The sequence below is a fragment of the Hyphomonas sp. FCG-A18 genome, from assembly GCF_045287255.1.
Classification (GTDB): Bacteria; Pseudomonadota; Alphaproteobacteria; order Caulobacterales; family Hyphomonadaceae; genus Henriciella.
Genome location: NZ_CP137142.1, coordinates 2,702,592 through 2,721,439 on the forward strand (window position 1 = coordinate 2,702,592; position 18,848 = coordinate 2,721,439).

Annotated in this window: 20 protein-coding genes and 1 pseudogene; 16 read left to right on the forward strand and 5 right to left on the reverse strand. The window is 54.8% G+C overall.

Annotated elements, in window-relative coordinates; all coding sequences use genetic code 11:
• The first annotated feature begins 27 nt into the window (after positions 1-27).
• Together RYZ27_RS13310 and RYZ27_RS13315 are read left to right on the forward strand one after the other, a co-directional pair.
• Positions 28-720, forward strand: coding sequence for a hypothetical protein (locus RYZ27_RS13310; RefSeq protein WP_406680012.1), 693 nt, complete (start codon positions 28-30; stop codon positions 718-720).
• A complete protein-coding gene (locus RYZ27_RS13315; protein ID WP_406680013.1) occupies positions 689-1,996 on the forward strand; it encodes an O-antigen ligase family protein in 1,308 nt (435 codons plus the stop codon). Before RYZ27_RS13310 ends, RYZ27_RS13315 begins: the two co-directional genes overlap by 32 nt.
• Here the strand turns inward: RYZ27_RS13315 and RYZ27_RS13320 are convergent.
• The 5 genes from RYZ27_RS13320 to RYZ27_RS13340 all read right to left on the reverse strand — a co-directional run bounded on the left by RYZ27_RS13320 (position 1,950) and on the right by RYZ27_RS13340 (position 6,675).
• Positions 1,950-2,957 carry a glycosyltransferase family 2 protein gene (locus RYZ27_RS13320; protein ID WP_406680014.1) on the reverse strand — a complete coding sequence of 336 codons (1,008 nt, stop codon included), beginning with the start codon at positions 2,955-2,957 and terminating at the stop codon, positions 1,950-1,952. The two genes, RYZ27_RS13315 and RYZ27_RS13320, sit on opposite strands and share 47 nt — an antisense overlap.
• Positions 2,954-3,727, reverse strand: a complete 774-nt coding sequence (locus RYZ27_RS13325; protein WP_406680015.1) for a polysaccharide deacetylase family protein — start codon at positions 3,725-3,727, stop codon at positions 2,954-2,956. Before RYZ27_RS13325 ends, RYZ27_RS13320 begins: the two co-directional genes overlap by 4 nt.
• Before the next feature lie 2 nt (positions 3,728-3,729).
• Complete coding sequence (locus RYZ27_RS13330) at positions 3,730-4,719, reverse strand: glycosyltransferase family 2 protein (protein ID WP_406680016.1); 990 nt, start codon at positions 4,717-4,719, stop codon at positions 3,730-3,732.
• 15 nt (positions 4,720-4,734) lie between these two features.
• Positions 4,735-6,249 carry an exopolysaccharide biosynthesis polyprenyl glycosylphosphotransferase gene (locus tag RYZ27_RS13335; protein WP_406680017.1) on the reverse strand — a complete coding sequence of 505 codons (1,515 nt, stop codon included), beginning with the start codon at positions 6,247-6,249 and terminating at the stop codon, positions 4,735-4,737.
• Between the two features lie 120 nt (positions 6,250-6,369).
• The gene (locus tag RYZ27_RS13340) at positions 6,370-6,675 is read right to left on the reverse strand and encodes a DUF190 domain-containing protein (protein ID WP_406680018.1); all 306 of its coding nucleotides are present in this window, start codon (positions 6,673-6,675) and stop codon (positions 6,370-6,372) included.
• A gap of 209 nt (positions 6,676-6,884) precedes the next feature.
• Between RYZ27_RS13340 and RYZ27_RS13345 the strand changes: the two genes are divergently transcribed.
• The 14 genes and pseudogenes from RYZ27_RS13345 to RYZ27_RS13410 all read left to right on the forward strand — a co-directional run bounded on the left by RYZ27_RS13345 (position 6,885) and on the right by RYZ27_RS13410 (position 18,765).
• Positions 6,885-8,585 (forward strand): alanine/glycine:cation symporter family protein, encoded by a 1,701-nt coding sequence (locus RYZ27_RS13345; protein ID WP_406680019.1) that lies wholly within the window; start codon positions 6,885-6,887, stop codon positions 8,583-8,585.
• Positions 8,586-8,677: 92 nt separating this feature from the next.
• Positions 8,678-9,574 (forward strand): tyrosine recombinase, encoded by an 897-nt coding sequence (locus RYZ27_RS13350; RefSeq protein ID WP_406680020.1) that lies wholly within the window; start codon positions 8,678-8,680, stop codon positions 9,572-9,574.
• Positions 9,575-9,649: 75 nt separating this feature from the next.
• Positions 9,650-10,684: an HpcH/HpaI aldolase/citrate lyase family protein gene (locus RYZ27_RS13355; RefSeq protein WP_406680021.1), complete on the forward strand. Its 1,035-nt coding sequence runs from the start codon at positions 9,650-9,652 to the stop codon at positions 10,682-10,684.
• Positions 10,685-10,762: 78 nt separating this feature from the next.
• On the forward strand, positions 10,763-12,694 hold the full coding sequence (locus RYZ27_RS13360; RefSeq protein WP_406680022.1) for a hypothetical protein: 1,932 nt from the start codon (positions 10,763-10,765) through the stop codon (positions 12,692-12,694).
• A 41-nt stretch (positions 12,695-12,735) separates the two neighbouring features.
• Positions 12,736-13,101, forward strand: coding sequence for a hypothetical protein (locus RYZ27_RS13365; protein WP_406680023.1), 366 nt, complete (start codon positions 12,736-12,738; stop codon positions 13,099-13,101).
• A 39-nt stretch (positions 13,102-13,140) separates the two neighbouring features.
• Positions 13,141-13,785 (forward strand): hypothetical protein, encoded by a 645-nt coding sequence (locus tag RYZ27_RS13370; protein ID WP_406680024.1) that lies wholly within the window; start codon positions 13,141-13,143, stop codon positions 13,783-13,785.
• Positions 13,786-13,796: 11 nt separating this feature from the next.
• Entirely contained in the window at positions 13,797-14,135 is a 339-nt protein-coding gene (locus RYZ27_RS13375; protein WP_406680025.1) for a heavy-metal-associated domain-containing protein, read from the forward strand.
• Complete coding sequence (locus RYZ27_RS13380; RefSeq protein ID WP_406680026.1) at positions 14,132-14,536, forward strand: hypothetical protein; 405 nt, start codon at positions 14,132-14,134, stop codon at positions 14,534-14,536. Before RYZ27_RS13375 ends, RYZ27_RS13380 begins: the two co-directional genes overlap by 4 nt.
• A gap of 119 nt (positions 14,537-14,655) precedes the next feature.
• Positions 14,656-15,020: pseudogene (locus RYZ27_RS13385) on the forward strand (nuclear transport factor 2 family protein).
• Positions 15,017-15,550 (forward strand): GNAT family N-acetyltransferase, encoded by a 534-nt coding sequence (locus RYZ27_RS13390; RefSeq protein ID WP_406680027.1) that lies wholly within the window; start codon positions 15,017-15,019, stop codon positions 15,548-15,550. The pseudogene RYZ27_RS13385 and the gene RYZ27_RS13390 overlap by 4 nt, the downstream one beginning before the upstream one ends.
• Positions 15,551-15,582: 32 nt before the next feature.
• Complete coding sequence (locus tag RYZ27_RS13395; protein WP_406680028.1) at positions 15,583-16,539, forward strand: acetyl-CoA carboxylase carboxyltransferase subunit alpha; 957 nt, start codon at positions 15,583-15,585, stop codon at positions 16,537-16,539.
• Positions 16,540-16,637: 98 nt separating this feature from the next.
• Entirely contained in the window at positions 16,638-17,600 is a 963-nt protein-coding gene (mdh, locus tag RYZ27_RS13400; protein ID WP_406680029.1) for a malate dehydrogenase, read from the forward strand.
• Position 17,601: 1 nt separating this feature from the next.
• Positions 17,602-18,138: a GNAT family N-acetyltransferase gene (locus tag RYZ27_RS13405; RefSeq protein ID WP_406680030.1), complete on the forward strand. Its 537-nt coding sequence runs from the start codon at positions 17,602-17,604 to the stop codon at positions 18,136-18,138.
• 66 nt (positions 18,139-18,204) lie between these two features.
• Positions 18,205-18,765: a redoxin domain-containing protein gene (locus tag RYZ27_RS13410; protein WP_406680031.1), complete on the forward strand. Its 561-nt coding sequence runs from the start codon at positions 18,205-18,207 to the stop codon at positions 18,763-18,765.
• Positions 18,766-18,848: the final 83 nt, after the last annotated feature.

Genomic DNA, 18,848 nt, shown 5'->3' on the forward strand with positions numbered 1-18,848 from the left:
ACGTCTATGTTTTGAAAGCTTTAGTCGATGCGCGACTTACGCGGTGATCTTGGCAATGTCTGGCGCGCCGCCAGCCGTCTAACCTCCAAAAGTGGGGGCGGACGAACCGTAATGTTCGTCTCTGCTCGCGATGGTGAAGGCACCAGCAGCGTCGCGGCTTCGATTGCCCTTCTCGCAGCACATAGAGCCCAGAAAGCCGTTTGGTTGGTAGACTTGGATTTGCGCCGCAACGCAGCCTTTAAGGGATTTGAGCATGGCTTTGCCAAACGCGTTGGCTCACCGGGTCGGGCCTTTGACGCATCGCTGCGACAGGAGCAAATTTATTCTATCGTTCCGCGACTAGCCACACGCGGCGGAGATCGCCTGCTAACCGCCCATGAGATCCGTGATACACAGCTCTTTGTGACGCGGTTTAGAAACGAGTATTTGAACAAGGGTCAACGCGTTCAGATTAAAACCCAGCCCGGCTGGTGGACCGCGCTATGCCAAATTGCCGACTGGGGAATCGTTGATGCACCATCGCTTGAACGCTCACCGGCAGCCCTTGCTATTGCCAGCCAGATGGACGGCGTTTTCCTGGTCGTAGAAGCTGATTCAACGTCCGCTGATGATGTGGTGGCCGCCCGCCGCGAAATTGAAGCGCATGGCGGTGATGTCCGCGGGATTATTATGAATCGGGTGGGAAGTGATGCACGCCTCGCAGACCGTTTCGCCAGCTAAAGACACAGCTACAAAATCCTATTCTCGGATTGAGCTTGCCCTGCTGTTCATCATCCTGATCATGTTCTCCGAAGGTCTGCTTCCGCGTCTGTTTGCAGCTGAAGAGAGCGCGGAAGGCTCCCCCATCCTGCGCATGATGTGGCTACCTGTTTATGCCCTGACGCTCGGCGTGATGATCTGGCAGTGGAAAGCCATGCTACGCACATTGCTACGCATGCCATTCATGATCGCGCTTATGGGTTTGGCAGCGGTATCCTTTCTTTGGTCAATTGACCCTGCGCTTAGCCAGAGACGCGGCATCGCCATTGTGATGAGCACGCTTGCCGGGCTCTGGATTGGTACGCACTATGACTGGCGAACCCTTCTGCGCACACTTGGTCTGGTCTGGATCACGGTTGCGGTGGCTGGCGCGCTGACGGCGATTGCAAACCCGGGCTTTGGGGTCATGCACGAGGTCCATGTTGGTGCGTGGAAAGGCCTCTATTATGAAAAGAACCAATTGGGCGGGCATATGGCACGCGCCTGTTTCCTGTGCGCTTTTCTGTTTTTGATGGACAAGCCTATGCGTAGAGTCTGGGGGTTCGGGGTAGCCATCTGTTTGATGATGGTCCTGATGTCGACCTCCAAGACATCCCTGCTTGGCGTCCTGCTCGGCTTCGGCATCCTTATCGCCGCGCTCATGATGAAGCGAGGCAAGATTACCGGGTTAAGCCTGACTTGGCTCGGAACAATTGTAATCGGTTCCCTTACCTGCCTCCTTATCTTCGCCCCGGAGGCTATCTTCAACCTGCTTGGCCGCGATGCCAGCCTGACCGGACGAACCGACATCTGGGCTGAACTCGCTCAGGACATCTCTGAACGGCCACTGCTTGGATATGGCTATGGCGCGTTCTGGATGCTGGACAGTGAACCGGCCTATTGGCTGCGCGAGGTTCTGGAATGGGATGCCCCTACCGCGCATAATAGCTGGCTCGAAGTTGCCATTGCGCTTGGCCTGACAGGATTGGCATTTCTGCTTCTGGATTTTGCCATAACCATTTGGCGAGCCCTACGCACCGCAGTTGACACATGGACGGGTGTTTTTGCCTTAGGCGTCTGCGCGCAATTCGCGCTCTTCTCGATTTCTGAAAGCATCGCGCTTCAGCAGAACTCTCTGATCTGGCTGACCTATGTGATTGTCGCGGCAAAACTCGCCAATACACCAAAAGGGCTTTTGCAGATTCAACCGATTAAACTTCGTCGGCCTTTAAGGCGCCTGGCTTCGGACGCGGCTTAAACCAGTGCAGGCCTAAAGGATTTCGGCTAAGTTGTGATGTTCCATAGAAATGGAAGTCCAGGAACCAGATCACTTTACCTAAGCCCCGTACAGCCTGATCAATCTGAAAGGCCCGGCGCGGATGCCGGATCGCAGACATGCCCAGCCAGAGGGTGCCATGAAAAGCGGCCTTGCCAGCGCCAATCATCATCCATTTGAGCATATCCAAGCGCCTTGGAGGATCGGCCAGGCGCGCCAGTGTGACCGGACCCTGCCCGTAACTAAACGCGCGCCTTAGCGTGTAATTCAGCTTCAATCGGCTAGGCAAAGGGTGCTCATCCACAGGCGCTTCGGCAATCCAGGCAAACTGCCCTTGCCCGGCTCGAACCCGGTCAAACAGGCGATCATCCTCACCGCCCATCTCATTCATAGTGACGTCGAACCAAGGAGCTTTTCCGGGAACTTTGGAAAAGTCGATCAAAGCATTGCCGCAACCATAGGAGGCATCGATAAGACCCGTCTGGTGTCCCGGATCGCGGGCAAAGAAGTTTGAGAAATATTCCCGGTGACGCGTTTGGGTTTCTGGTAGTGCGGTCAAGACTGGGCCAAAGGACACTGCGACCGGATGAGCGCGATACCCTTCGAGCAGGCGCTCCAGCCAATCTGCCGGGGCGCACATATCATCATCGAGAAAAGCAACCAGATCAGTCGTCACCTGCGCCATGGCCGCGTTGCGCGCATTGGCGATGCCGGGGCGCGGCTCGTGAACCGCTTTGATCCGAATACTGTCAGGGCACGCTTCGCGTAGTGATGTAACTGCATCATCTGCGGTTGCCTCTGGATGGTTATCCACAATGACAAGGTCAAACCCGCCCTGCTGTGTCAGGGTTTGCGTAAACAGGCTTTTCACCGCCTTAATCAGCCCCTCAGGACGATTAAAGGTCGGGATGACAATCGTGATGGGTGGGCGGGCCTCGCTCATGCGGCTTCCGCCTGTATCTGGTTATAAGCTTCTGCCATCGGCAAAATATCAAGCCCGGCATCGCGCGCCTGTCTCACCAGCCCCTCCAAAGCTTTTGGCATTGTTCCAAAAGGGCTGCAGGCTTCGCGTACATCATGGGTAAAGATAATCGTCCAGCCGCCGCCGCGCGCCGTTGTTTCAATGGCTTTTGCCGCTCGCTCGCTCGTCCACTGGTCAGGGGTCAGCTCAAACGAGGTGAGCTGCATCAGGTCCGACCCTTTGCGATTTATGCCCGGCAGAATCCCGCGCGCGGTCGTGATCAGGTCATCCATGCCCGCCTTGTTGCGTTTGGTCGTCTCACCATAGGGCCATGCAAAATGGCGCGGCGAAGCATCCGTCATCTGCGCCAAAGCGCCAAGATTCGTCTCTATCTCCTCACGCACCGTTTCGCGGGAGACCTGCGCACAATCGAGATGGGTATGGGTATGAGACCCAATTTCGTGACCAGCCTTGATCAGGGTATCGAGATCGCCTTCATCATACATCTCACCCATTACGTTGGTATGCCCCAGCATGCCCGTGCAAGTGTAATAGGTTCCCGAAACATCATACTTACCCAGAATATCCATGCCATGCTGAGCCGCGCTTTTCGGAAAATCATCAAACGTAAACGTCACGATCCCACGCTGCGGCATGTGCAGCATCGGCTTGGCTTTATGCCAAAGCGTCAACCGCCGCTTTATCTTGGCCGGGATTGAACGATCCGGAGAATACTTAGACGGGTCAAGCATCGCTACAGCGCCTCCGCATAGGCAGCAGCGCGGTAAAGCTTTAACCCAAAGAGGCGCAGCTTGATCGGCAACCAGCGCCGCCGCGCGGCAAAGCCAGACAAAGCCTTAAGGGCAGATCGCCCCGGTATACGAGACAGTTTGCTGGCGGCTTTGTAGAGCGGGGTTGCCTTTAAGGCTTCCGGATGCCGCTCCAGTGCCCGCGCGAAATTCGGGCCGGAGCCAGCATATTTCATCATCAGCGCCGCATCCGTATCAAGGCCTAAATGCGTTGCGGGATTGTCGATGTGCTGAATTGGAAACTGGTCAGCAATGCGAAGCCCCCAGTCAACATCTTCCCAGCCCCAGCCCGTGAAACCATCATCAAACTGTACCGCTTCAAGGATGGCGCGATGGACCAGAATATTAGACGTAAACACATAGCGCCCCGGTTCTTTCGCGCGCGTACCTGCCGCTACGCATTCTGAGGCCAATGACTGCGCCGCATGCAGCTGTGTCTCTTGCGTCGGATGGACGTGTTTCAGGCTAAATCCACCGGGGACCAGAGAGGGCTCTGGCGCACTTTCGGCAGCCTGCAGATAGTGTGTCAGAAAGTCTTCCTCATCCGGTCGCATATCAGCGTCGAGGAAGAGAATCCAATCGGTCTCGGCTAAGGCCAGCAAACGGTTTCGGGCATGACTGCGCCCGGCATTCTGCGGGGCTGTGATCAGCCTGGCTGGTCCAGGGAATCTCAGGATTTGCCGTGCCAGATCGCGCGTAATGTCGGCATCCCCTGAGCCATCATCGAAGATCAGAAGCGTACACTGATCCGCCCCGGAAAGGCGTACCAGACTGGCCAGCAAAGCATCGGCAGTATCGCGATAGGCCGGCACACAAATACTCAACGCCGCCTCACCTGAAACACCATTGGAAAGGACATCCTCACCGTGGTCGGTCAGGCCCACAGGGATCGCTGTCTTCAGCGCTGCTTCAGAAGCTGGCAATGTATCAGCCATGGTCACAGGACTATCCTATCGATCGCGCTTGGCATCGCCCAGCAGGCAGGGCGCGGTCATCACCATGATATATAGATCGAACCAGAATGACGAGCGATTAACATATTCCATATCGAGACGCACACGGTCGCGAACTTCCTGTTTGGTATGGACCGGGCCGCGAGACCCATTGATCTGCGCCCACCCGGTAATGCCCGGCTTAACGCGATGGCGGTGCGCATAGTCGCCAACGATGGCCTGAACCGCGGTCTCATCTGTTGTCATGCCAACGGCATGAGGGCGCGGGCCGACAATCGACATCTCCCCTTTAAGGACGTTGATCAACTGCGGTAGCTCATCAATACTGGTCTTGCGGATAAATCGCCCGACACGGGTCACACGCGGGTCATCGCGCAGAGTTTGCTGGCTCATCTTTTCCGCAGCAACCGGATCATCACGCATCGAGCGGAATTTCCATACCCGGATGATCTGATTGTTAAAACCGTGACGGCGCTGGCGGAAGAAGATCGGCCCCGGGCTTTCCAGTTTGATCATAATTGCCGTGATCATAAGCACCGGACTGAACGCAATCAGCATGGCGAGCGAGAAGACGACATCTGCACAGCGCTTGACCATAGCCCGGCGTGTATCGCGCGGTGTGCCAGAGACATACGCAGCAGGTGAGCGCGCAATCTCGGCAAGACTCTCGGTTTCTGGATCAAAGCCATCAAGGTCGAGCAGCAAGACAACCCGCTGTGGCAAGATTCGTAACCGGTCGATCAAATGTCGGACTCGTGCCCGCGCATCGGACGTAATCGTCACAACAATACGATCAATCTCCGGCAAGCGGTCCCAGTTCAGCAAGTCATCCAGTCGACCCAAAAGTGGCGCTCCGGAAATCGATTTTGGTGCCCGCGATAGGCGATCATCGAAAATACCGACCACATTCAATTCACGGGTTTCAGCATTACGTTCAATCAAGCGCTGAGCATTCGGCGTTGCCCCGACAATCACGACATTCTCACTTAATCGCCCTGTACGGGTCAGGGCGCGAATGAAGGCCAGCATATAGGCGTGGACAGCAATCACAGTCAGCCAGGCCGAAAGAATTGCGAGAATGGGGTAGCGTGCACCATACCCCTGATAGAAAACATATGTTGCGAGACCAAGAGCCGCCAATGGCAAACCCGCCCCATTCGCAACACGGATCATGTGATCTACAGCGCTGCGATTATAGGCAAAGTCATAAGCAGAAGCGGTGCGCAATCCCCAGGAAACCATAACCGGGATCAGGACAAATGGAATGATCTGGAAAACTGTCGCACCCAGAATTGTAAGGCCTGCGAGACCGAGACAGTACCAGGCGACAAAGCTGACAAATGCGATGTCCAGTAGCCGCGCGAACTGGCGCAACCCATTGATCGAAACGGGCAAGCGTTTGCGGGAAAAGCGTGCATCCTGAACACTGACATCGCTGGTCGCCGCCAGTTCTGGTGATGTCGTTTCAGATACGTCTTTGACGTTCCGCACATGTGTCAGCCCATCGGCCATTCAAAATCCCTTTATTTCCTGACTCTTCTAGACATAGAAGGGTCAAGAAACGCTTAGGTCAGCGTTAGAGGATTTTATGCAAATTTGAGACCGGACTGAGAATGATCTGGCAAGATCTGCCTAGAAGCGCTCATCCCGGAGGACCTGAACGTCACTCACAGAGACCACACCAATATGGGCCCCAAGCAGGTTTTCAATCTCGACAAGGGCTTTTTCAACGCGCTCAGAACTGCCAATCGATACCATCAAAACCATGTCATTCGCGGCTGAGATATCCGCATCGCGCTGCCAGCGGTTCCCGCCACCATAGCCCGCAAGAGCCGGGACAACTGTATATCCAGTCAAGCCGGCACCTTCCAGAACACGCCCGGCGCGCTTCCAGGCCATTTTCTCGATAATCAGTTCGATACGTTTCTTTGTATGCACAGCCCGTCTCCTTAGGAATCGCCAGTTTCCCCTTCCAGAGATCCTCACGCCCTAGCTAAGCTTGGTCCCGCAAACGATCAAGCAAAACTGACGAAAACGCAGCCAACACATCACAAAACTGAAAAAACCATGGGGTGAACGCTTCACACGGCGGGTTTGTCATCTAGGGTAGCCCCAAACTCAAACAAGAGCTTTGCCGGGGAGGCACCATGGAAAGCATTAGTAAGTTTATCACCCTGCTGACAGATTTCGTCTGGGGTGGAAATTGGGGCGACCAGACGATTCTGCCAATTGGCCCGGTCGTTGTGATCCTGCTCGGTACGGGTATCTATTTCATGATCCGGCTGCGGTTCCGTCCGCTCCGCCGCTTTGGCGCATCCATCGCGGAAGTCTGGGAAGGCCGCAAAGGCGACGGCGACAAAAACAAGATTACCGCCTGGCAGGCTCTCTCGACCGCTCTATCCGGGCAAGTCGGGACCGGTAACCTCGCCGGGGTGGCGACCGCGATCACCCTTGGTGGACCTGGCGCGATCTTCTGGATGTGGGTCACCGCCATCTTCGGCATGGCTCTGGCCTTCGCGGAATCCTCATTGGCGATCAAGTATCGTGAGACCGATGAGTATGGCCGCGTAAACGGCGGACCGATGTACTATATCAAGAATGGCCTTGGAAAATCCTGGGGCTGGCTTGCGGTTCTGTTCTGTATCGGGACGATTTTCTCGGCCACTGCGACAGGCGGCATGGTACAGGCAAACTCGATCACCCAATCCGTACAGGAAAGCTCGCGCCAATTCTCTGGCGTCCTGCCATGTCAGTTAACCCAGCCCCTCAAGTCGAACGCTTATGTGGTTGCTGAAGGGGTTAGCGTAACTGAGACCATGTCCTCAGACGACCTGACCAAGGCCTCTGCCTGCGCCCTTGTTGAAACACCACAAGAGCGTCTCGTTCTGGCTGAAGGCACCACAGAAGATGGTCAGATGTCCGTCACCCCATACGCCTTTGATCCAACAAGCTCGGATCAACGCGTCATGGCGAACTGGATTGTTGGCCTTGTGCTCGCTGCGCTCGTTTTCGCGGTCATCATTGGCGGCATTAAGTCTATCGGCTCTGTCGCCGGCAAAATTGTTCCGCTGATGGCGCTGGCCTATGTCGGTGTTGCGGTTGTGGTTCTGGCCATGAACTTCACTGAAATCCCACAAGCCTTCGGCAAGATTTTCTCAGGCGCGTTTGGCTGGGACCAGGCCGCTGGTGGCTTCACCGGCGCTGTTATCGCGATTGCCATCAGGGCCGGTGTCGACCGCGGACTGTTCTCAAATGAGGCGGGGCAAGGGTCTGCCCCGATCGCTCACGCGGCGGCGCAAACCAAGAACCCCGTCAAGCAGGGCGAAATCGCCATGGTCGGCGTCTTCCTCGACACGATCATCATTTGTACGATGACCGCTTTGGTCATTCTTTGTGTGTCCGGGGATTTCGTCAACAGTTCGGGTGAGGCTGTGAAGTATGCTTACCAGACAGATGGCGTGTTGCAGGCAACTGCCGTTACCAATGGTGCCTATGCGGCCGCCCTACCCTTCGGGGGATGGGTCGTGACCATCGCCATTGCTCTGTTTGCTTTCACCACCATTATTGGCTGGTCATACTATGCCGAACAGGCCGTCACTTACCTGCTTGGCGAATGGGCCACACACCCAATCCGCTATATCTGGGTTGTCGTGATCTTCATCGGCTCGCTCACTCAAGTGGACTTCATCTGGCTGCTTGGCGGGCTGGCCAATGCTTCGATGGCATTGCCGAACCTGATTGCCCTGATCGCACTGTCAGGCGTGATTATCGCCATGCATAAGAAGAATGGCGATCCTGATACCGAGAATGGGGAGTCGGTGATGCTGAAAGGGGATAAGGTCGAGTAGCACCCCACCATTACCATATCAAACTGGCAACAGGCGCTCTCATGGGGCGCCTGTTGTGCTTTCAGTAAGGCAAACAGCCTACATTACCTGCTATGTCTGACATGGTCCGCATCGAAGCGTTTCTGGAAATGATGTCCGCTGAGCGTGGGGCATCACCCCATACGCTTGATGCCTATGGCCGGGACCTTCTTGACGCCAGCGGCTATTTGGGCGGTCATCTTTGCACCTCGGATGGGGCAGACCTCTCAGACTGGCTGCAAAGCCTTTCGCGGGATGGCCTCGCTGCCTCAACGCAAGCCCGAAAGCTTTCTTCTCTCAAACGGTTCTTCCGCTTTCTGTTTGAAGAAGGCGATCGCAAAGATGATCCGACCTCGCGTCTCGAAGGCCCTAAGGCTGCGCGGGATATTCCCGATGTTCTCAGCCGCGAAGAAGTTACCGCGCTCCTTAAGGCCTGCGGGGACGATACGCGCCTTATCTGCCTGCTTGAACTATTGTATGGCGCTGGTCTGCGCGTTAGCGAGCTTGTCAGCCTGACCCTTGGGAGCCTGCCGCGGCGCCGAAACGGGCGCTGGGAAACCGCCGAGATCATCATCCGCGGCAAAGGTGGAAAAGAGCGACTCTGTCCTCTCGGCGCACCAGCCCTGTTGGCCTTGTCAGAATGGTTATCCGAACGCGATGACGAAAAATATGGCACAGGCAGCGCCGCTTTCGTTTTCCCGTCGCGCGGCAAGTCCGGCCATCTGACCCGCCGTCGCCTTGGGCAATTGCTGACCCAGCTCGCAGAACACGCAAATATCGACCCGGCCCGCGTTCATCCCCATGCCTTGCGCCATGCTTATGCCACCCACCTGTTGCAAGGTGGCGCAGACCTCCGAAGCGTCCAAACTCTACTGGGACATGCCGACATTTCGACGACGCAAATCTATACACATGTCCTTACAGATGAGCTGGCAGAACTCTTGGAAACCAGCCACCCAATGGCGCAATAACCGACCTGCGACGATCCCCCCATTGCCAGCGTCCGCGCGCCCGCTATGTTGCGCCGCACAAATGGAGGAAAACAGATGAGCCAGAAAGCGCCGCGTCAATTTTTTAAGCCCCTGGCCGCCGGGGCCCCTGATCCGTATCGCGAGCTTCCTGTCAAAGTTGAGCGGATGATCCAGTTCGTGCCGCCGCATCTCGATAAGGTGCGCGCCAAAGTCCCCGGCATGGCCGACACTTGTGACGTTGTCCTGGGCAATCTTGAGGATGCGATCCCCGCCGACGCCAAAGAGGCTGCCCGCGCAGGCGTTATCGAAATGGCAGGTATGCTGGATTGGCAGGCCAAGGGCACCGGCCTGTGGAGCCGCGTCAATTGCCTCAACTCGCCCTGGTTCCTTGATGATGTAACCGAGCTGGTGACAAAAGCCGGGCAGCAAATTGATGTTCTGATGATCCCGAAGGTCGAAGGCCCGTGGGATATTCACTATGTCGACCAACTTGTCGCCCAGCTTGAAGCCAAGGCCGGTCTGACCCGTCCGATCCTGCTGCATGCGATCCTGGAAACTGCTGAAGGTGTGGCGCGTGTTGAGGATATTTGCCTTGCCAGTCCGCGCATGCAGGGTATCTCGCTTGGCCCGGCCGATCTTGCCGCCAGTCGCAAGATGAAAACCACGCGCGTCGGTGGCGGGCATCCATTCTATAAAGTTATCGAAGACCCGCATGAAGATGGCAGCCCGCGCGCCAGCGCTCAGCAAGATCCATGGCACTACACGATCGCAAAAATGGTCGATGCTTGCGGCATGGCCGGGATCAAACCCTTCTATGGCCCATTCGGTGATATTGCTGACCTTGAAGCCTGCGAACAACAATTCCGCAACGCCTTCCTGATGGGCTGCGTTGGCACATGGACGCTGCACCCTTCACAAATTGATGTCGCCAAAAAAGTCTTCAGCCCAGACCCGGATGAGGTTGCTTTTGCTCGCCGTGTTCTTGAAGCCATTCCCGATGGGGCAGGCGTCGCCATGCTCGACGGTAAAATGCAGGACGATGCAACCTGGAAACAGGCCAAGGTGATTGTCGATCTCGCCGATCAGATCGCCGCCAAGGATAGCGCCTAGCTTATACTGCGCACATAGGATTTGATTTTTAACTCTATATGTGTTTTCTATAGCTTATTGATCATTCCGGGGGGAGTCATGATCAGAAAGCTTTTCTGGATCTTTGTTTCTATCAATGTTCTTGTCATTACAAGGCTTGGTGCATCAGCAGATAATGTCCGAAATCCGTTGTATGATCTTAAATCAAAAGATCTATGCCAGTATGAAGAAGATAATAATGGTAAACCAAAACTGTCTCTGCCTAGTGATATTGTTCTGCACAAGGAAGACGGCCAAGAGTATTGGGTAGTCAGGAACGAGCACATCCTGGCTGCGCTACAAGAACGATACGATGTCTCTTTGAGCATTAAGGACTTGTTGAAAACAAAAGATCCTAAACTCAGCCTCAAGAAGCTGATCGCCCCATGCTTCGCTGGCGAAGCTACATGCGAAAAAGATGCAGTATTTGCCGCTGATACCGTACGCTTTGATGGAAAGGATGAAGCCGCACGCATGAGGCGAGCACTGCTGCGCCTTTTCAAAGCCGCTGAAACAGGCTCTGCGAATGGTTTTGTTGTCATTGCAACCGACTGGGAAGCTGAAACTGTATGGAGCCCCGACCCTAAATCTCCAGACCCTAAACTTGAAGAAATCCAAGGAAAGTACAAAGCTATTAACTACCGGCCTATGCTCAATCCTGGTTTAGACGATCACTTGATAGGCCATTTCATTGATGCAGCAGAGCCTGCTTCATACAAAGACAGCCCTTTCATAGTCTTGTGTAGAGGTGGAGGATCACAAGATGCCCCTCGGGTGGAAGTCGATCAACCAAACCTGTTCCCAAAGGGAGCACCACGGATCGAGAACGCTATTACACCTTCAACGCGTCTTGATGGCGTCGCCACTGAGATTGCTGAACTTGGCAAACAGCGCTCTATGAAATGGCGCAATAATAAAGGCTGGGAACTCAATAGGGAGTTTGTTCTGGTTGGAAAGACCAGTGATTTTGCAAAGTCCGATGCTGATGGCATGGAAATTGGCCTCACTGAAAACATCAAAGACAAAGGTGGTGAAGGTACAGATGCAATTAAAGCCAATGCAGCTATGGGCCTTAAGCTTTCATGGTCCAAGGGAGGCGATCAAGAGAAGCAAACAGCCAGACAGACTTTCTCACTAACGCCTTTCATTGCAATCGACCAAAGCGCCGCCGATTTCAAACAGTTCGAGTTCACTGAGACAGGCTCAATCGCACTGGACGAAAATGACGACCCAAAGATCATATCCTCTAAAGTCGCTTTTGCAGAGTATTCTGCGGGCTTCCGATTTGACTACGAATATACAGGTGCTCCGCGACCTGAATCAAAGTACAGAGGTCGCAATCTTTCGCGACAAACTTCATATACAGGCACTGGGGCCCCGGGGCTACGCATAGGAGCGATTGCAGAGCGCTTTACAGACAATAACAATAATCAGCATGGAAATAGGATTGGCTTGGAAATCGCCCCGCCCGCGCGCTTCGTACCCCTGCCGGGCTATCGGCAGAGCCTGCAACTCATGGATCATGATACCACTTGGGCACCATCCGATAAAAACCGCAAGCAAAAGAGACTTGGCCTATCTCACTGGTTAACTGGTTGGAGTGTCAAATGGGATGCCGAACTTGCAATTGATTACTTAACCTACGATGATGCACCTTTAGACTTTGATACACCCGTAGCCTTCGACAGGGTAGGAGACACAGCCTATACAGCCGAAGGCTTTAACCTAAGCCTGGACCTTTCTAAGCAAGGATTGTTTGGATACCAGGGCGATGATGGGTGGTTAGAACTCTCAGCAGATTATTCATGGCGAGATGCCAGCGACGCCGATAGCATAAACTTCGAAACCCCAGAAAAATGGGAACTTTCAGCTGCGCTTAATCACCCTGAAATGACGGGATTGTCGATTGGCATCGACTATGAGCTGGGGCAAGATTTCAAAACCCAAAAAGAGTTCGACTTGATCTCACTAACGCTTAAAGCAAAATACTAGCGTTTAGCGCCCATTGGTTGTTGTGCCTTCAGGAATGCATTATGATCTCACAAATGATACGTGCGTTCACATCCATTCTCTGGATTATCGCATCGCTTGCCCTGGGGTTTGAAGCGATGGCGCAGCCTTGTGACATGCGCGCACAAATGCAGGCCCCAGCTGAGCATCATGTCATGGCGGATATGCCTTGCGATGATCATATGATGATGCCGATCTCTGACGAGGAAGACGCGCCTGACCACCAGAAAATGGCCTGTTGTTGCGCCGCGCTTTTAGGCAATGGGGTCATGGAGCATCCCGTTCATATCACTCAACCCATACCCGGCATTACCATGTGGGCTGCCCCCTTACCTGTGATCGCCTTGAGTCATCTCCCCGAATTTGAGCCTCCCCCTCCGCGAGCCTGATCCTGTTTTTCAAGGATCAACTCACGAAGGAATACACATATGAAAATTCTCGGATTTGCCGCGCTCACGCTGGCAGCCGGTTCTATCCTGCACGCACCATCGGCAGAGGCGCGACCTGTCTCTTATCCCGGTGGTTGGACGCTGATGCAGATGAATAATGGCGACATGTCATCAGTTCATGTGCATTATTCGCCGACATTCCAGGGCTCCATTGGCCTCTATTCAGAGCGCAACTGGGGCAAGGACTGGCACTTTACAGGCCTGCAATACAATCGCTTGCTCAAGCGCTGGAATGGCGACACCAGCCAAGGTAATCTGTATTTCAAGGCTGGTGCCGGACAGGCCGACCCTTTCGGGTCTGATAGTGCCGAACTTGCTGGTTTTCTTGGCATCGCTGCTGATTGGGAAACTCGTCGCTGGTTCGTCTCTTATGAAGGGCGGGCTTATGATCTTGGCTTTGGCCAGGATGCAAGACAAGCCGCACGCGTGGGCGTTGCGCCCTATATTGGCGACTATGGCGACCTGCACACATGGCTGATGCTTCAGGTCGAAAATGACCCTGAAGCCGACACCACAACCAAGCTCACCCCGCTCGTGCGCTTTTTCTATGACGTTCAACTGCTCGAAATCGGGTATACACCCGAAGATGAAGAGCTGATGTTGAACTGGATCATCCGTTTTTAAGGACAAAACTCATGAAACTTATCAAACTCACGCTCGCCGCATCCGCTTTTGCTTTTACGGTTCCTGTCGCTATGGCCCAGGATCATGGCGTCGAACCTGTGCAAGCGGCCCCCGCCGCACAAACCATGGTCACCGCGAAGGTTAAGGGCATGGTCTGCGACTTTTGTGCGCGCGCGGTGACAAAAGTCTTTGGCAAGAATGATGCGGTGGAAAACGTCCATGTTGATCTCGATACACAGGAGATCCACGTCACGTTGAAGCCCGGAAGCGATCTCTCCGATGAAACTGTCGGTGAGTTGGTCAAGAAGTCAGGCTATACGCTGGTTTCTGTTGCGCGTGAAACCGCATGAATACCGCACAAGATGAAGTAAAGCCGCCCAGCGTCCTGCCTGCGACGCTGGCACTCTTTACGTCCGCAACCACACTCATTTGCTGCGCCCTACCCGCCATGCTGGTCATGGTGGGTATGGGGGCCGTATGGTCAGGCGTGATTGGCACTGTTCCGGGTATCACCTGGTTCGGGGCTAACAAGCATCTTGTCTTTACGGTGACGGGGCTGGTTCTTGCCGCATCCGGAGCCTGGCAATGGCATGCGCGTACCCTGCCCTGCCCAGCTGATCCCATAAAAGCGCGCGCCTGCACACGCCTGCGCCGGATCAGCTGGACCCTCTGGGGGATCAGCGTCGCCGCATTCATCATTGGCGGCTTCTTCGCCTTTTTCCCGGACACAGCCGCAGCTCTGTTTCTGTAGACAAATCCCATCTAGGCGTTCACTTTCGCCCAACAATAACGGAGGACGCCTCGATGGCACATACGCATGATGTTCCAACCACTGGATACAAGCCAAACCTTCAGGCTTGGTTTGACTATATGCTGGGTGGACATGACAAGGCTACCTTGCTCGACATGCTCCACGATGATGTCGTCTTCCGCAGCCCGGTTGTGCACACACCGCAGGAAGGCAAGGCGATCACGTTCGCTTATCTGTCAGCGGCGGGAAACACGCTGGGTGGCGACACGTTCAAATATACGCGCTCTTTGATTGTGGCGAAAAGGCTGTCCTCGAATTTGAGTGCGTGATGGACGGTATTCACGTGAACGGCATCGATATGATTGAATGGGATCAGGACGGCAAAATTACAGACTTCAAAGTCATGGTCCGACCCCTCAAAGGCATGCAGGTCGTTCATGCGGCTATGGGGGCCATGCTGGCCAAGATGAAAGCAGACGCTTGAGCACACCAACACTCGTTTCTGACCGATTAATCATCCGCGGCGTGGAAGCCACAGACCTTGATGGGCTGGCGACGATTCGCGCTGATGAAGGTGTCGGCCGCTTTACCGGAGGCGTACGGTCCCGTCAGGATGTCTGGATGACCATGTTACGGGCGCATGGGCTCTGGCAGATGCTGGGCTATGGTTACTGGATTGCCGAGCATCGCAAGACGGGCGCGATCATTGGCGAGGTTGGCTTTGCTGATTTCCAGCGTGGCATTGAGCCGGATATTTCCGGAACCCCGGAAGCTGGCTGGATCATCGCACCAGACGCATGGGGGCAAGGCTATGCTTCTGAAGCTATGCAGGCGGTCCATGACTGGCTGGACGAGGTTCGTCCCGGCCGCTCAACCTGTATCATTAATCCAGATAATACCGCCTCGATCAGGGTGGCTGAGAAGCTTGGCTATCGCGATTTTGCCCTGACCGATATGGCCGAGGATCCCATTCTGGTCTTTGAACGTTTCTCTCCTGCCGCACGAAAAGGCTAGCGGGGCATGACAATGCTCGCTATTTAGCGCTTATGCCTACGACTTATCTCGATTTCGAAAAGCCACTCGCCGAACTTGAAACCAAGATCGCCGAGCTTGAAGCCGTCTCTTCTCAGGAAGATGCACCGCAAATCTCTGACGAGCTGACACGCTTGCGCGAGAAAGCCGCCAAGCAACTAAAAGACACCTACGCCTCGCTCACGCCGTGGCGCAAAACACAGGTCGCGCGCCACCCAGAGCGCCCGCACTTTACCGATTATGTCAGCCAACTGTTTGAAGACTATCAGGAACTCGCTGGGGATCGTGTCTTCGGTAATGACGAGGCCGTTCTGGGCGGTCTTGCGCGTTTCAATGGTCAATCTGTCGTAGTCATGGGCCATGAAAAGGGCCGCACAACTGAAAGCCGCTTGCGCCATAATTTCGGCATGGCGCACCCTGAAGGCTATCGCAAGGCGGTACGCCTGATGAACCTTGCCGAGCGCTTTAAGCTCCCTGTGATCACCTTCGTAGACACTGCAGGTGCCTTCCCGGGGAAAGCTGGCGAAGAGCGCGGCCAGGCCGAAGCCATTGCCCGCTCGACCGAGCGCTGCCTGACCCTGTCTGTCCCGATGGTTTCACTCATCATTGGTGAGGGCGGCTCTGGCGGTGCCATCGCGATTGCTGCAGCCAATAAAGTCCTGATGATGGAGCATTCTATCTATTCCGTGATTTCGCCGGAAGGCTGCGCCTCAATCCTTTATCGTGACGCCGCCAAAGCCAAAGACGCCGCCGAAGCGATGAAAATCACCGCCCGCGACCTCAGGAAAATGGGCGTGGTCGATGATGTCGTGAAAGAGCCAGTCGGCGGTGCCCATCGCGACATGGAAAAAGCGATCAAAGCCGCGGGCAAAGCCATTCAGAAATCTCTGGATACCCTCAGCGGTCTGTCCGAGCTTGAATTAAAGCAGCAACGCCGTGATCGTTTCTACGCCATCGGCCGCGAACTATAAGGCTTCATAACAGGCTAAACCCAAAGGTCTCATTGCCAGTTTCGCCTGCCTCCGTTAGGGGTCAGCGCGAAAACTTAATGGTAGACAGGAGACCTCATATGGCCCGCAAAAAAATCGCTCTCATCGGTTCCGGTATGATTGGCGGCACGCTCGCGCATGTTGCAGCGCGTGAAGAGCTTGGCGACGTCGTTCTTTTTGATATTGCTGAAGGTCTCCCACAGGGCAAAGCCCTCGACATTTGTGAGTCCACACCGGTCTTTAATGCGTCCGTCGAGCTGAAAGGCGCAAATGACTATGCCGATATTGCTGGCGCTGATGTTTGCATCGTCACCGCGGGTGTCGCGCGCAAGCCGGGTATGAGCCGCGATGACCTGCTCGGCATCAACCTGAAAGTGATGAAAGCCGTTGGCGAAGGCATTGCTGCGCACGCGCCAGACGCTTTCGTAATCTGTATCACCAACCCACTCGACGCGATGGTTTGGGCACTGCAGCAATTCTCTGGCCTGCCAACCAATAAAGTTGTCGGTATGGCCGGTGTGCTCGACTCCAGCCGTTTTGCGTACTTCCTGTCTGAAGCGACAGGCGTATCCGTTGCTGACATTCACGCCTGGACGCTTGCCGGTCACGGCGACTCCATGGTGCCAATGGTGCGTCACTCAACCGTTGGCGGCCTGCCTTTGCCACAGCTCGTAAAGCAAGGTTGGATGACCCAAGAAAAACTCGACGCGATTGTTGACCGTACCCGCAAAGGCGGCGGCGAGATTGTTGCGCTTCTGAAAACGGGTTCGGCCTATTACGCACCAGCCGAAAGCGCGATTTCCATGGCGAAGTCTTACCTCTTCGATCAGAAGCGCGTTCTGCCTTCTGCAGCCTGGTGTGATGGCCAATATGGCCTCAATGGCATCTATGTTGGCGTCCCAACGCTGATCGGTGCTGGCGGTGCAGAAAAAGTCGTCGAATTCGACTTTAATGACGATGAAGAGAAGATGTTCATGACCTCTGTTGAGGCTGTGAAGGGTCTGGTTGAAACCTGTAAAGGTATTGACCCAAGCCTCGCCTAATATGCTTGAACGCCCGGTCATTGAAACGGAACGCTTAATCCTGCGCCCACCGGCGGCGCAGGATTTTGAAGGTTGGGCCAAGATGCACGAGGATGGTGACGCGATGAAATTCATCGGCGGGGCTATGCATCCAGCCCAAGTCTGGCGCGTTATGGCAACTATGATTGGCCACTGGCATATCCGTGGCTATGGGATGTTCTCATGGATTGAAAAGGAAACCGGCCAGTGGATCGGTCGCGGTGGCCCATGGAACCCACATGGCTGGCCACAAGCCGAGATTGGCTGGGGCCTTATGTCATCCAAAATGGGAAAGGGTTACGCCTTAGAAGCCGCAACCGCCTCAATTGAGTTTGCGATTGATCAACTCGGCTGGACAGATATCGTCCACTGTATTGATCGCAACAATGTTAGCTCGATCAAACTTGCCGAGCGCCTTGGCTCAAGCTTCAGGGCAGAGATTGATCCACCCAAGCCTTATACGGGCGAGAAATGGGTAATGTACGGCCAAACAGCTAAAGCCTGGCAGGCTAATCGATAACGGCTTTGTTATTCGGCTCCATGGCCCTGTTTCGCTAAACGGGCTTCACAATTTAAGGAGTCTCTCATGATGCGTTCAATTCTCGCTGCCGCTGCAACCGCAGCTCTTATTATGCCTGCTATGGCCGAAGATACCCAAATCGGCCCAACCGTTGGCGAAGCCGCTCCAGCCTTTGCTGCTGTTGCAGCCGATGGCACAGCCGTTGATCTCGCAGCTATCTCTGGTTCCGAAGGCGCGATTCTGGTTTTCTCACGCTCGCTCGACTGGTGTCCGTTCTGTAAAACGCAAGCCACGGATCTGGAAACAGCTGCCGCTGACCTGACCGAAGCAGGCTGGGCACTGAACCTGATCACTTATGATACGCCGGAAACCCTACAAGCCTTTGGTGAAGCAGAGGGCCTGTCCTACACCCTGCTTTCCGATACTGATTCAGCGATGATTGATGCTTTCGGTCTTCGTAACGCTGAAGTCCCTGCCGGCAGCCGCTTTGATGGTATCCCGCACCCAGCCATCGTCTATGTCAGCGCGGATGGCAATGTTGAAGCCGTTCTTCGCGAAGAGGGCTATAAAGATCGCCCGGCAAATGAAGTCGTGATCAGCACGGCTCAAAGTCTCACTGTTCAATAAACCTGATATATGCGGATCAGGAATATCTGTTTCCTGATCCGCATGCCTACTGCTTGAAAAGCACATGAATAGCTTTGGGGTGA

Excerpts from the sequence above, each read along its gene's own strand:
- RYZ27_RS13310 (WP_406680012.1), top strand. The coding sequence starts at position 28 with ATGCGCGACTTACGCGGTGATCTTGGCAATGTCTGGCGCGCCGCCAGC.
- RYZ27_RS13315 (WP_406680013.1), top strand. The coding sequence starts at position 689 with ATGCACGCCTCGCAGACCGTTTCGCCAGCTAAAGACACAGCTACAAAA.
- RYZ27_RS13320 (WP_406680014.1), bottom strand. The coding sequence starts at position 2,957 with ATGAGCGAGGCCCGCCCACCCATCACGATTGTCATCCCGACCTTTAAT.
- RYZ27_RS13325 (WP_406680015.1), bottom strand. The coding sequence starts at position 3,727 with ATGCTTGACCCGTCTAAGTATTCTCCGGATCGTTCAATCCCGGCCAAG.
- RYZ27_RS13330 (WP_406680016.1), bottom strand. The coding sequence starts at position 4,719 with ATGGCTGATACATTGCCAGCTTCTGAAGCAGCGCTGAAGACAGCGATC.
- RYZ27_RS13335 (WP_406680017.1), bottom strand. The coding sequence starts at position 6,249 with ATGGCCGATGGGCTGACACATGTGCGGAACGTCAAAGACGTATCTGAA.
- RYZ27_RS13345 (WP_406680019.1), top strand. The coding sequence starts at position 6,885 with ATGGAAAGCATTAGTAAGTTTATCACCCTGCTGACAGATTTCGTCTGG.
- RYZ27_RS13350 (WP_406680020.1), top strand. The coding sequence starts at position 8,678 with ATGTCTGACATGGTCCGCATCGAAGCGTTTCTGGAAATGATGTCCGCT.
- RYZ27_RS13355 (WP_406680021.1), top strand. The coding sequence starts at position 9,650 with ATGAGCCAGAAAGCGCCGCGTCAATTTTTTAAGCCCCTGGCCGCCGGG.
- RYZ27_RS13360 (WP_406680022.1), top strand. The coding sequence starts at position 10,763 with ATGATCAGAAAGCTTTTCTGGATCTTTGTTTCTATCAATGTTCTTGTC.
- RYZ27_RS13365 (WP_406680023.1), top strand. The coding sequence starts at position 12,736 with ATGATCTCACAAATGATACGTGCGTTCACATCCATTCTCTGGATTATC.
- RYZ27_RS13370 (WP_406680024.1), top strand. The coding sequence starts at position 13,141 with ATGAAAATTCTCGGATTTGCCGCGCTCACGCTGGCAGCCGGTTCTATC.
- RYZ27_RS13375 (WP_406680025.1), top strand. The coding sequence starts at position 13,797 with ATGAAACTTATCAAACTCACGCTCGCCGCATCCGCTTTTGCTTTTACG.
- RYZ27_RS13380 (WP_406680026.1), top strand. The coding sequence starts at position 14,132 with ATGAATACCGCACAAGATGAAGTAAAGCCGCCCAGCGTCCTGCCTGCG.
- RYZ27_RS13395 (WP_406680028.1), top strand. The coding sequence starts at position 15,583 with ATGCCTACGACTTATCTCGATTTCGAAAAGCCACTCGCCGAACTTGAA.
- mdh (WP_406680029.1), top strand. The coding sequence starts at position 16,638 with ATGGCCCGCAAAAAAATCGCTCTCATCGGTTCCGGTATGATTGGCGGC.
- RYZ27_RS13405 (WP_406680030.1), top strand. The coding sequence starts at position 17,602 with ATGCTTGAACGCCCGGTCATTGAAACGGAACGCTTAATCCTGCGCCCA.
- RYZ27_RS13410 (WP_406680031.1), top strand. The coding sequence starts at position 18,205 with ATGATGCGTTCAATTCTCGCTGCCGCTGCAACCGCAGCTCTTATTATG.